Below are 12,271 nucleotides of genomic sequence, written 5' to 3'. Positions count from 1 at the left end.
AACCGTCCGGAGCCGGTTAGGCTCGTGCCATGATCGACCATGTCTCCATCGCCGTTTCCGATCTCGAACGCAGTGCAGTCTTCTATGACGCGGTGCTGGCGCCACTCGGCTTTACCCGCCTCGCCGAGCGGGAGCGCACCATCGGTTTCGGCAAGAAGTACCCGGAGTTCTGGCTCAATCTGCGCCCGGATATGGAAGCCGTTCCAGAGGGAACCGGCATCCATATCTGCCTGCGTGCCAGCTCCAGGGATGTGGTCGACGCCTTCCACACAGCAGCGCTAACGCATGGCGGTCGAGACGACGGCGCACCGGGCGACCGGCAGGCACAGATGACGGTCTATTACGGCGCCTTCATCCGCGACCCGGATGGCAACAAGATCGAGGCGGTGACTTTTCCGCGTTAGGTCTTATCCATGCCGCAATCGGGCATTATCGATGAAAGAATGAAAACCGTCCTCGCCAAACATTTCTTGAAGATCGCACGAGCTATTCTGCTTTCCGGTCAAAGGCCTCTGATCAGGGCAGGTTCCTTCATCCTCATTGTCACGCTGACATTGCTGACACAGGTCGGCGGAGTGGTGCTTTGGCTGGTTCTCTCTTGCCTGCAAATGGGGTGGGGTTCCTGGCGGAGTTCATGGCAATCGGCAACGCTCATTGTTGGCGGGACTTATCTCATTGTTACGATCTGGGCCGTCCCCGCGATTGCCCCTGTCTTCGGCCGAGTGCCGCTTGTTTGCTGGGGACAGCAAAGTGGTTATGCACCAGCGAGCCGTCTCTATTGCCTGATGAATCGCCATTATGTGACTCCCGAGACAAAGACGGTGCTGGAGCAAGTAGCCGACAGTATGACTGGAGTGGGCCCGGTTATTTATCTGGATGCGGGATTTCCATTTTTTGACGGGTTTCCGCTCCTGCCTCATCTAAGTCACAGGGATGGCCGTAAACTGGACCTCGCACTGATCTACCGGAACCTAGAAGATAATAAACAAGTGTCTCCAGCATGGCCGCTTGGCTACTGGGCTTTCGCGCCGGTTGATGTGAGAGATCGTGCATGCCCGGATGGAGGTGGTGTCTTACGATGGTCTCTGGATTGGTTGCAAAGGTCGTTTGAGGGACTTGAACTGGATCGGGTTGCCACTTCGGGACTCGTCATGAGTGCACTTAACCCGCCGAATGTCAGAAGAGTGCTTATCGCTCCGGATCTCAAGCGGGATCTGGGTCTCACAGACAACCGCTTGCGTTTCGCCGGATGTAACGCTGCTCGGCATGACGATCACATACACTTGGAAGTGCGTTGAGATTGTTTTCGCCTGTCGGTTCTTGCGCCGTCTTGCCACACAATAATTATTTTGTGTGGCAAGATTTTCGCTGACTTCAAACCGCTTCCCGCAGCAGTGACATCGAGAGGCACCTAGGGCCGCCACCTGCCTGGGTGAACATCGACAGATCCGGGTCGAGCACGGTGATGCCTTCGGCGCGCAGGGCCTCGTTAACGCGCTTGGCGCTCTTCGAGGAAATCACCCGGTCATTTCCGAGGGACATGCAGTTGCACTGGAGCTGCATCGCCTCCTTGTAGCTGACCGGCACCGGCTTGATGCCGTGTCCGGCAACCCATTCCACGAAATCGTCGTCCAGCACGTCGAGGCACATCAGGGCGAGGCGGTCGTTCACCGTGGCATAGAGCAGGTCGAGATGCAGGAAATGCTCGGCGAATTTCTGGATGCGGCATTCCCAGCCCTCGGCCTCGAGCCAGGCCTGAAGCTGTTTCGCCGCCGGCTCGCAGGTGCGCTGGCCGGTATAGCCGATGACCGCGACGCCCGGCTTGATCAGGTGGATATCGCCGCCCTCGATCGGCCCTGCTGTTGCCCAGTTCCAGACCGGGATGCCGAGCTTCTCGTAGAACCGGTATGTGGTGGCGATCTCGCCCCGGCGCTGCTGGCGGTACATCTGGCCGAGGAATACGCCCCAGGGCGTCATCACGGACGGGTCGCGGGTATAGATCTGGTAGCTCAGGGCCGGATCGGTTTCGGCGAAGTGGCAAGTGACACCGGCGCCTTCATAGGCATCGATGAATTCCTGGTAGCCAGCAAGCGCCGTTGCCTTGTCGAAGGGAACACCGTCGCGCAGGGTCGCCCGGACCACGGCATTGGCGGTGGTGTCTTCCTTTGCCACGTCGGACCACTGGAAGTTATCGGGGCGGCAGAGATAGACGTCCTTGAGGACGCCGAACTCGGAAGCAACGGCAAAGGCGTTCGAGCCAGAAGTCATCTGAATATCCGGAAAGAAGGTCGCGAAAGGAGAAGGCAGCTTAGCCTTCAGCCTCCGCCGCCAGCAAGTCGCGAAGCTCTGTCTTCAGGATTTTGCCGTAATTGTTCTTCGTCAGGGCGGTGACCAGCCGGTACTCTTTCGGCCGCTTGAAGCGGGCGATATTGTCGAGGCAAAGCTTGTCCAGCTCGGCCGTGTCGATTTCCTGTCCCGGTTGGGGCACGACAAAGGCGACGACTTCCTCACCCCAATCCGCATGGGGGCGGCCGACCACGGCGCATTCATAGACATCCGGATGGCGCAGGAGGACTTCCTCGATCTCGCGCGGATAGATGTTCGTGCCGCCTGAGATGATCATGTCCTTGGAGCGGTCCTTCAGGGTGACGTAGCCGTCTGCGTCCATGGCACCAAGATCGCCGGTCCAGAGCCAGCCGTCCCGCAGCGTGTTCGCCGTCGCATCCGGGTTCAGCCAGTAGCCTCCCATCACGATATCGCCCCGGCAGATGATCTCTCCGGTCTCGCCGTATGACACCTCCTTGCCGTCCGCGTCCACCACCCGGACCTCGACACCGGTGCGGGCAAAGCCGGCGGAAGCGAGGCGGGCGAGATAGCGCGGGTGATCCCTGTCCAGATAGGCGGATTTCGGCAGGCCGGTGATGGTCATCGGCGCTTCGCCGAGGCCGTAGATCTGGGTCAACTTCGGGCCGAGAATCTCCAGCGCCTTCAGCGTATCCTCCAGATACATAGGTCCGCCGCCATAGACGACGGTCTTAAGGTTCGCGAGGTCGGCGGTGGCCGTGCCCGGATGGTTCAGCAGGCGGCTGACCATGGTCGGCGCGAAGAAGAAGCTGGCACCGGGCCAGTGTCGGATAAGCTCCAGGCACTCCTCGACGTCGTAGCTGCCGCTTTGCGGCACGATGTTGTTCGCGCCGCGCGCCACATGCGGCATGGCGTAGAGACCGGAGCCGTGGCTCATCGGCGCCGCATGGATCATGCAGTCCCGTTCGCTGATCTGATCAACGTCGGCAAGGTAGTTTGTGGTGGCGAACATCAGGCTTCGGTGGGTGATCATCGCACCCTTGGGGCGGCCGGTGGTGCCGGAGGTGTAAAACAGCCAGCAGAGCCCGTCCGGGTCGACAGTCGCGGCTGGGACCGGTGGTGCCGCAAACAAGTCCTCGAAATCAGGATCATCGATGGCAATCAGGTGCTCAAGGTCAGGGGCTTCCGCCTTCACGTCAGCCAGCGTCCCGGCGACGTCCGGCGTCGCGAAACAGGCCTTGGCGCCGCTGTTATAGAGGATGAAGGCAAATTCCTTCGGATGCAGCTTGGCATTGATCGGCACAGCGGCGAGCCCGGCATGCCAGACGGCATAGAGGATTTCCAGATAGAGCGGATCGTTCTTCATCGCCAGCGCAACCCGGTCGCCGGGCATCAGGTCGAGTTCGCCTCGCAAGGCGCCGGCGAGGCGGGCCACACGGTCGCCGAGTTCCGCATAGGTCCGGCAGACCCGCTGCCCGTAGGAAATCGCCGGTCGATCGCCATGGATCCGCGCGACCTGCGCCAGTAATGCTGCCTGATTCATCCAAGTCCTCCCCGCCGATCTTGCGTCGGCCGCGGGAAATCTAGCAGCAGGTCGCGTCGACTGACCAGAGCGCCGCTCGTAATCACCACTAAAATTAAGCCAAAACTGGCATGGCAATTGCTGTGACTGAATTATCAGTTTGGGAGTGAGTGAAGCGTACGGCTAACGGTCAAAAGCAGGAGAAGATGATGCGTTACATTCCGAAACATGCAGACGATTACGGTTTGAGCAGCAACGACGATGCTTTCGATGCGGCGTTTCTGTTCAATGACGGCAGCGAGATGGTCGAGGTCCTGGGCGATGACTGGTCGCTGAGCGATGACGATGATGCGTTGCTCGATCTGGATCTGATGCAGGCCAACTAAAGACGGCTACTCGGTCCTGGCGGTCAGAATGCGTCCGTAATAGCGCAGGACGTTCTCTATTTCGGAACGCCAGAGCCGCCATGTGTGATTGCCGTCCGTCATCCGGAACTCGACCGGGATGTCGGCCCGTTTCAGCGCCTGGTACAGAGCGATATTGCCTTCATAGAGGCCGAACCCGTCATCGTCCCCGACGGTGATCCAGATTGCCGGTCTCTCGCTGGCTGCTTTCAATGACTGGATATTCGCGAAGAAATTCTGGCGGTTGAACTCGACGATGTCGAACGGTTCACCGAATACCCCCTTGAAAAAGCCGATCTGCTGCCGGGAAACATCATCCCTGCTGGAAAGGTCCGGGAAGATCGCTGCGCTGAGCCCGGCGGTCATCGCGAATTGATCCGGGTGCCTGAACGCCAGCCTGAAAGCTCCGTATCCTCCCATCGAGAGGCCGGCAATGCCCCTTCGGGAGCGGTCGCCGCCAAAACCATGGATCCGCTCGGTCTCCGGTATCAGGTCTTTCAGCAGGGCGTCTTCATACAGCCCGTGCTTCTTTGAATTCACATACCAGCTGTTCGCTCCGTCCGGCATGACGATGGCCATGGGCGGAATGGCTTTTTGCCGGATCAGGCGCGTTGCCGTTTGTTCAATCTGACCAAGGGTCTGCCAGTCGCGCTCATGGCCGCCGAGCCCGTGCAGCAGATAGAGCACCGGCAAGGACGCGCTCCGGTCTTCAGGCAGGAACAGTGAGTATTTCAGCGACCCGCTGAGCGCCGGACTCTCGACAGAGAGGCTTTCCTTGAGCTCCGCGGTTGCGCTTGCCGCGGTCAGAAAGAGGGCAACAAGCGCAATCGTTGGCCGAATGAAATAGCGCCGGACCGTCATTCGGCGGGGGAGAGAGCCGGGGTTGCCCTGTTGCCTCGCTCCACCGGTCTGGTGGCGCGGGTCTCTATCGCCTTCCTCCACCATTCCTTTTTGATCGCGGTGACCAGATAGGCGAACAGCACCACGATAACGAGGCCGGCCATGTTCACCAGGGCCCAGGTGGCCTGGCTGCGGCCGAGCTGATCCAGCATCATGCCGCCGAACTGCGCCAGCCACATGTTCAGGAGAAAGACCGGAAGCGCTTGCTGACCGACCGTCCGGATCGGGTGGAATGCCTTATGCAGCAGCAGATGCTCGCGACCGCGCACGAGATTGACCACGATGTAAGCCAGCGCCAGGAAATGGATGAAGCGGAGAATGCCGTAATCGGTCTTGGCCCGCCACGGCAGGGTTAGCTCGCGCCAGTCGGCCAGAAACGGCAGGCTGTCCTGATAGCCGACGAAGAACCACCAGTGGGAAATCGGTGCGGCAGCCACGACGAAGACAATGCAGGCCGCCATCAGAGTGCGGTTGAAGGGCGGCGGGGTAAGCCAGCCGCGCGAGATGGCGAAGCCGGTGAAGAACACCAGCTGCCAGCCGAACGGATTGAAGAACCATTCGATGTGCGAGTGGTTCGGATGGGCCGGCAGGCCGCCGTCATACATCCAGTTGAGGCAGTAGACGCCGACGGAGAAGACAATGGCCAGCCGGGGGTCGACCCGCGCCAAAGCCATGAAGACCGGGATCATCAGCAAGGCACCCATATACATCGGCATGATGTCGAAATAGTTGGGCACATAGGTCAGCGTCAGCAGGCCGAGCAGGGCTTTCGGTGTTTCATTGAAGAAGAAATGCAGGTTCAGCCGGCCGACATAATTCGGCTCGGCGAAGACCGCATTTCCCGCAAGCATGAGCCCGGCGATCAGGAAAAAGATAAGGATGTGAGCCGTATAAAGCTGCCATATCCGGTAAAGCACGCGGCCGGTTCCGTGCCAGAACCCGGCCTTGATGAAAGTGCCGCCAAAGGCAATGGCCGCGGCGAAGCCGGAGCAGAAGACGAACATTTCGGCCGCATCGGAAAACCCGAAGCGCGCCGGAATGAAGTTCGACCAGTGATTCTGCGGGATGTGAGCCACGAAGATGATCAGCATCGCGACTCCGCGAAAGAAATCGAGCCTCGGGTCGCGTTGCCGCCGTGTTTTGGTCGGTTGATCTGTCATGGTCTCCACTCACCGGCAGCGAAAATCGCATACCGTTATCATCGTGCCATAGAGGTAATAAGCGGTGGAACGCCGCGGAACTCCAGTCAATTTGGTCTCGCGTCTTTGTGAAGCTTGTTTTGCTGACGCGGAGGCATCTCCGGATCAAATGTCTGAAATGTTGCAGCGGGGAAAAGAACGATGTCCTTTCTTCCGCAATCATAAAAAAGACATCGTCCTGGTCCAATGGATCAGGTGGTAATGCGCGGGCAGCGGCACGGCCGTCGTTGAGTTCGCGTTGAGTGGCAGCAGGCCGATGGGGCTAGGGGCTATGGATACAGGACACCGCATGCGGGCAGGACGCTCGGTCACGAGCCGGAGGATGACAGCGCGGCGTATCCTTTTTTTTGGGCTGGTTTCAAGCACCATTCTTGCCCTGGTGTCAGCGCTCACTTACGTGTTCGCGGCGGACGGCCTGCGGGCCATTGAAATCGCAATGATTGTTGTCTTCGCCCTGAATACGCCATGGATGGTCATCGGCTTCTGGAATGCGGTGATCGGGTTCTCCCTGCTGCATTTCAAGCGTGACTGGCTACGGTCTGTGACCGGCCTTTCCGGTCTGGAGGACGAGACGTCCGCGATCGGCGGCCGCACGGCAATCGTTATGCCGGTTCATAATGAAAGCCCCGATCTGGTCGTCGGCAATCTGAAAGCCGTGATTGACAGTCTGGATGCGACCGGCCTCTCCGATACCTTCGATGTATTCCTTTTGAGCGATACGACCGATCCGGACATCGCATTGCGCGAGCAGAGCCTGTTTGAAGCGTGGCGGGACGGAAACGAGCGCCCGGACCGGCTGCATTACCGGCGCCGGACGGATAACATTCGTCAGAAAGTCGGCAATATCGAGGATTTCTGTACGCGCTGGGGTGACGGTTTCGACTTCATGATCGTGCTGGACGCGGACAGCGTGATGTCCGGCCCGGCAATCCTGCGTTTGGTCAGGTTGATGCAGCATAATCCCGCGCTCGGTATTTTGCAGACCCTGGTAACCGGTATGCCGGCCAGCAGTGCCTTCGCCCGCATGTTCCAGTTCGGCATGCGTCACGGCATGCGCTCCTACACGACGGGCAGCGCCTGGTGGCAGGGCCCGGACGGGCCCTATTGGGGGCATAACGCCATTTTGCGGCTGCAAGCCTTCCGGCGGAACTGCGCGCTTCCAGCCCTGCCGGGAACACGCCCTCTCGGCGGCGAGATCCTGAGCCACGATCAGGTCGAGGCTGTGTTCATGCGCCGCGGTGGCTATGAGGTTCGGGTACTGCCGCTCGAAGACGGCAGCTATGAGGAAAACCCGACCACTCTGCCTGATTTCCTGACCCGCGATCTGCGCTGGTGCCAGGGCAACATGCAATATCTCAAACTGTTCCGGCATCCCTCTCTGATTCGCGGCGTCCGGCCGATGGGGCGGCTGCAATTGCTGCTCGCCATCATGATGTATACCGGCGCGCCGCTCTGGTTCGCCTTCATGGGGCTGGGGCTGGCGGATCTGTGCCTGTCGGCGGCCTCCAGCGGTGGGACCGCTCCCGCCGTGGCGGCGCCCGGTTTCGGACTGGCCCTGTTTGCGGCCGTCATGGGGATGACCTTTGCGCCAAAACTGTTCGGCATCCTCGATATCGCGCTGCGCCGGGCCGGACGCCTGTCTTATGGCGGTGGCCTGCGGGTTGCCGCCGGAACCTTGCTGGAGACAGTCTTCTCGCTGCTGCTGTCGCCGGTTGTGGCTTTGGCGCAGACCGTCTTCGTATTCGGCCTGTTTTTCGGCAAGCGGATACGATGGGACGCGCAGGAACGGGACGACAGGCGGGTGACGTTGCGGGAAGCGCTGGGCGGTCTCTGGCTGCAGACGGCACTTGGAGCCACATTCCTTACGGTGCTTTCACTGGTCGCGCCGCATATCCTGCCGTGGGCCGCGCCCGTGATTGCCGGCCTGCTGCTGTCCGTGCCGTTCGCGGTCGTGACCTCGATGCCGGCTCTTGGCCGTTTGTTCCGTCTGTGCGGACTGTGCGCTATTCCCGAGGAAAAACTGGTTCCGGAGGTACTGCGGGAAGCCCAGGTTAGGGCGCCAGAGCCAGCACTCATCCGGCGCGCCGCGCCGACGGTCCGCCCACTGGCCGATCCGGAGCGTGCCTGACCGGATAGGTATGCCCGCTCTTTTGTTATCATCCGGGCTCGCATAGGGTTCGCTCGCGTTGATAGGGGAGCGGACGGCAATGACGGAACAGCAGGACCAGGCGGTCTGGCAGGTGGTAGCGACACGGGATGTTTACGACAATCCGTGGATCCGCGTTGTCGAGCATGATGTCATCGATCCGAACGGCAACCCGGGCCTCTACGGTGTCGTCCGGGTGAAGGGGTTGGCGGTCGGTATTCTGCCGGTGGATCACCAGGGCATGACCTGGCTGGTCGGCCAACAGCGTTTCCCGCGTGACTATTACAGTTGGGAGCTGCCGGAAGGCGGTGGCTCCTTCGAAGACCCGCAAGATTCTGCTGAGCGGGAACTGCTTGAGGAAACCGGCCTGAAAGCCGGAGGCTGGCAGGAAATCCTGCGCATGGACCTCTCGAACGCGATCACGGACGAGCAGGCAATCGGTTTCATCGCCTGGGACCTTGAAGAAGGGATGGCGCAACCTGAGGCATGTGAGAGGCTTGAGTTGCGGCGCGTGCCGGTGCGCGAGGCGGTCGAAATGGCCCTCAACGGCGAGATCGTGGATGCATTTGCCCAGACCATGTTGCTGAAAGCCGATGCGCTCGCCCGGCGCGGTATATTACCGGCCGGGCTGGCACTGCATTTCACCGGGTAACCCGGAAGGGATCAGGTCTGCGCCCACATGCGCAGCAGGTTGAGCCGGCCCTTCTCGAGCATTAGAACGGCTTTTTTATCTACATTTGAGCCGGTGAGGATGGCTTGCGTTTCCGCAAGGTCGCTGATGACTTCCCGTTTCAGCGGGTCGGGCACCATGCTTTCCATCCAGGTGATGATGGCGAGGCGCCGCCCGGACGTTACCGGGGTTACATGGTGCAGATAATGCGTCGGGTAGAGCACCGCATCGCCGGGCTCTTCCTTGTAGACCTGATCGCCGAAATCAGTGCTGAGCACCAGCTCTCCGCCCTCATAGGCATCCGGCTTGTTCAGGAAGATGGTGATCGAGAGATCCGTGCGCATGCCCGGATAGGGGCCCATCAGCGCGGCGTCTATATGTTCGCCATATTTGTTGCCGGTGGTGTAGGAGGCGAAGATCGGCGACAGGATGCGCCGGGGCAGGGCCTTGATGGCGACCGTCTCGTCGGCTTTCATCGCGCCCATCACCAGCTCCGCCATTTCGCGGTACTGGGGGCTGTTCGGTGGTACTTGCGTGTTTTTCTTGATGTCCTTGCCGAGCGGTCCTCCGCTCGAGCTGCCATCGATGAATTGCGCCGAAAACAGCCTCGCCGCGATGGTTTTCACCTGATCCTTGTTCAGTAGCCCGCGTATGACCGCAACCATGGCCCCAATTTCCCTTCCCGCATGGTAATTGGCCCGCATGGTAACAGGACCGTTTCCAAATACGAGCCTTGATGTGACGGTCGCAGTCGCCAGATCTGTCAGACAGAAATAATCATGGGAGAACCGGATATGGGCATGCTGGTGGAGGGCGAATGGCATCCTGACGATGCGGATGCGAAAACGAAGAATGGCCGCTTCCAGCGTCAGAATTCGGCTTTTCGCAATGCTGTCGAAGACGCGCCCGGTGCTCGGTTCGCTCCGGAGTCCGGACGATATCACCTCTATGTGTCATATGCCTGTCCGTGGGCGCACCGCACACTCATCGCCCGATCCCTGAAGGGGCTGGTCCCGCATATCGATATCTCCGTGGTCGATCCGCATATGGGCGAGGACGGCTGGTTCTTCGGTGACGACCCGGATGGCACTAACGACCCGGTCAACGGTGCCCGGTTCCTGCGCGAGGTTTATGTGAAGGCAGATCCTTCCTATACGGGCCGCGTCACAGTGCCGGTACTCTGGGACAAGAAGGAAGGCACGATCGTTTCCAATGAATCCTCCGAGATCCTGCGCATGTTCAACAGCGCTTTTAATGGATTGGAGGGTGTGGATGCGGCGCTGGATCTCTATCCGGAGGACCTCCGCGCGGAAATCGACGCCGTGAACGAGGGCGTCTATACCGACATCAATAACGGGGTCTACCGGAACGGATTTGCCGGGACACAGGAAGCCTACGAGGAAGCCTATGATGCATTGTTTGCCCGGCTGGATGACCTCGAGGAAAGGCTTGGCCGGAGCCGGTATCTCGTCGGAAATCGGGTCACGGAGGCGGATTGGCGGCTGTTTGTAACGCTTGTCAGATTCGATGGGGTCTATTTCACGCACTTCAAGTGCAACCGTCAGCGGATTTCTGATTTTCCAAATCTTTCCAATTATTTGCGGGATTTGTTCCAAACCGGTGATGTGGCTGAAACGGTGAATATGCGGCACATCAAGCAACATTATTTCGGCAGTCATAAGAACCTCAATCCCAAGGGCATTGTGCCGAAGGGGCCGTTGCTTGATTTCCATCTGCCACATGATCGTGCCTGCCTTCTGGCGGCCTGACGGAAAACCGGCACGCTCTTTGCTTTATCTCTTGTCGAGATGCCGGTGCAGTACCGGCCCATGAATGAGAGGAGCAGCACATGTCCCTGACATCGGCGTTGAAAGCGGGTCTGGGTTCCCGCCTGAAGGATCTTTCGGGCAATGGCACCGGTGCCGACTGGGATCCGTATCCCGATGATGGTCAGGACGCTAAATCGACTGCTTCCAGACTTCCCGCCAAGGCGGCGCCACAATCGGCTCCGGCGGTGAAGCAGCCGCTTCGCGCAGAACGGGCTGATCGGCCTGGCGCAGCCGTTGCTGCTCCTGCACGGACACCACGCCCCGCCAATGCGAATGCTGCTGCCGAACGGGCAGCTCAGCAGGCGCAGAAGGCCCAACAGGCCCGGCCGGCGGCTGTCAAACAGAGTGCGCCCTGGCTGCACGGCAAAGACAACGCGATGCGGGTCAATCCGCAGCAATATGCGCGCGAGCTGGATCGCTACAGGAATGAGCAGAACCGGCATCTGACGCAGGAAACGGTCATGGAGGTCGCGTCAGGCGAACTCGAAGGCATCGCCCAGATGGCCGCAAAGGCCCGTGGCCGCTACTTCGCCAAGCTCCTTGATGCGGGTGCGCCGCGCCAGGGGTTTCTGCAGGAAGCGGAAATTACCGAGCTCAAGTTCTACCGTGAAATGTACGAGGAAATGACGCAGGGCTTCGAGGCCATGCGGGATGCGATCGAGGCTGGAGATATCTCTGTCTCGGGCATGTCGAAGCGCCGTTAGCCTGGTACGTTAAAGGCGCTCCGCAAAAGCAACTCGACGCGTAGCAAAAATTAAGAGAGTCTGGATTTCTATAAGCCTGCGGCTTTTTATGCCGCAGGCATAATTTTGCCGCGAATTCAGTATGCACTTTCAAATCAGAACACGGCCTGACGGAAAATTCGTCGAAGGCATCTGCCATGGCGCCGTAACCGGCGTTTCAATGGTGGAAGCCATCACTGAAATGCGTCTGGTCGACGGCTATTCCGACGGCCTGAATGCGCTGTGGGATTTCCGTGAGGCAGATCTGTCGACTCTCACGGTCGAGGATATGAAGCTCATGCTGGACTATATGGAACAGACGCCGAAGCGGCGTTCTGTCCGCATCGCTATCCTAGCTCTCAAGGATGCCGACTTCCTGCTCCTCAAGCTCTGGCGCGTGGTTTCCAGAAGACGATATGGCCAGACGACGAAAGTGTTCTCGAGCCATGAAGACGCTTGTCATTGGCTTGAAGAAAGCCACACGCCTGGCGATTGATACCTGACGGCGGCATTTATCTCCGCTTACCCGGAAATTCTCCTGATGTCGTATCTTTGGCTGAGCGGGTGCATTGGGC

The 12,271-nt window shown here is 59.7% G+C and carries 13 protein-coding genes; 8 read left to right on the top strand and 5 right to left on the bottom strand.

Annotated features, from left to right (window positions below):
* Positions 1-29: 29 nt before the first annotated feature.
* Positions 30-404, top strand: a complete 375-nt coding sequence (locus K328_RS0108050) for a VOC family protein (RefSeq protein WP_028465545.1) — start codon at positions 30-32, stop codon at positions 402-404.
* A gap of 9 nt (positions 405-413) precedes the next feature.
* Positions 414-1,298, top strand: a complete 885-nt coding sequence (locus K328_RS0108045) for a hypothetical protein (protein ID WP_169721189.1) — start codon at positions 414-416, stop codon at positions 1,296-1,298.
* Positions 1,299-1,374: 76 nt separating this feature from the next.
* Here the strand turns inward: K328_RS0108045 and K328_RS0108040 are convergent, their stop codons facing one another.
* Together K328_RS0108040 and K328_RS0108035 are read right to left on the bottom strand one after the other, a co-directional pair.
* A complete protein-coding gene (locus tag K328_RS0108040; RefSeq protein ID WP_036553251.1) occupies positions 1,375-2,268 on the bottom strand; it encodes a dimethylarginine dimethylaminohydrolase family protein in 894 nt (297 codons plus the stop codon).
* Positions 2,269-2,308: 40 nt separating this feature from the next.
* Positions 2,309-3,847, bottom strand: coding sequence for an acyl-CoA synthetase (locus tag K328_RS0108035; protein WP_028465542.1), 1,539 nt, complete (start codon positions 3,845-3,847; stop codon positions 2,309-2,311).
* A 188-nt stretch (positions 3,848-4,035) separates the two neighbouring features.
* Between K328_RS0108035 and K328_RS26610 the strand changes: the two genes are divergently transcribed.
* On the top strand, positions 4,036-4,212 hold the full coding sequence (locus K328_RS26610) for a hypothetical protein (RefSeq protein ID WP_156901202.1): 177 nt from the start codon (positions 4,036-4,038) through the stop codon (positions 4,210-4,212).
* 6 nt (positions 4,213-4,218) lie between these two features.
* Here K328_RS26610 and K328_RS0108025 read toward each other — a convergent pair whose 3' ends face one another.
* Both K328_RS0108025 and K328_RS23030 read right to left on the bottom strand, forming a co-directional pair.
* Positions 4,219-5,091 (bottom strand): alpha/beta hydrolase, encoded by an 873-nt coding sequence (locus K328_RS0108025; RefSeq protein WP_028465541.1) that lies wholly within the window; start codon positions 5,089-5,091, stop codon positions 4,219-4,221.
* The gene (locus K328_RS23030; protein WP_051284635.1) at positions 5,088-6,290 is read right to left on the bottom strand and encodes an OpgC family protein; all 1,203 of its coding nucleotides are present in this window, start codon (positions 6,288-6,290) and stop codon (positions 5,088-5,090) included. Before K328_RS23030 ends, K328_RS0108025 begins: the two co-directional genes overlap by 4 nt.
* Positions 6,291-6,585: 295 nt before the next feature.
* Between K328_RS23030 and mdoH the strand changes: the two genes are divergently transcribed.
* Entirely contained in the window at positions 6,586-8,457 is a 1,872-nt protein-coding gene (gene mdoH, locus K328_RS0108015; protein ID WP_156901201.1) for a glucans biosynthesis glucosyltransferase MdoH, read from the top strand.
* 79 nt (positions 8,458-8,536) lie between these two features.
* Positions 8,537-9,127: an NUDIX domain-containing protein gene (locus K328_RS0108010; protein ID WP_036553249.1), complete on the top strand. Its 591-nt coding sequence runs from the start codon at positions 8,537-8,539 to the stop codon at positions 9,125-9,127.
* An 11-nt stretch (positions 9,128-9,138) separates the two neighbouring features.
* Here the strand turns inward: K328_RS0108010 and K328_RS0108005 are convergent, their stop codons facing one another.
* On the bottom strand, positions 9,139-9,810 hold the full coding sequence (locus K328_RS0108005) for a Fe2+-dependent dioxygenase (protein WP_028465538.1): 672 nt from the start codon (positions 9,808-9,810) through the stop codon (positions 9,139-9,141).
* Between the two features lie 114 nt (positions 9,811-9,924).
* On the opposite strand from K328_RS0108005, the gene K328_RS0108000 reads away from it, so the two are divergent.
* The 3 genes from K328_RS0108000 (at position 9,925) to K328_RS0107990 (ending at position 12,192) form a co-directional block, all read left to right on the top strand.
* On the top strand, positions 9,925-10,914 hold the full coding sequence (locus K328_RS0108000; RefSeq protein WP_342665268.1) for a glutathione S-transferase family protein: 990 nt from the start codon (positions 9,925-9,927) through the stop codon (positions 10,912-10,914).
* 80 nt (positions 10,915-10,994) lie between these two features.
* A complete protein-coding gene (locus K328_RS0107995; protein WP_028465536.1) occupies positions 10,995-11,678 on the top strand; it encodes a hypothetical protein in 684 nt (227 codons plus the stop codon).
* A 121-nt stretch (positions 11,679-11,799) separates the two neighbouring features.
* Positions 11,800-12,192 (top strand): hypothetical protein, encoded by a 393-nt coding sequence (locus tag K328_RS0107990; RefSeq protein ID WP_028465535.1) that lies wholly within the window; start codon positions 11,800-11,802, stop codon positions 12,190-12,192.
* Positions 12,193-12,271: the final 79 nt, after the last annotated feature.

It is taken from the genome of Nisaea denitrificans DSM 18348, from assembly GCF_000426505.1.
GTDB lineage: Bacteria > Pseudomonadota > Alphaproteobacteria > Thalassobaculales > Thalassobaculaceae > Nisaea > Nisaea denitrificans.
Note: the sequence above shows the minus strand (reverse complement) of the source record. Positions and strands in the feature narration are given on the sequence as shown.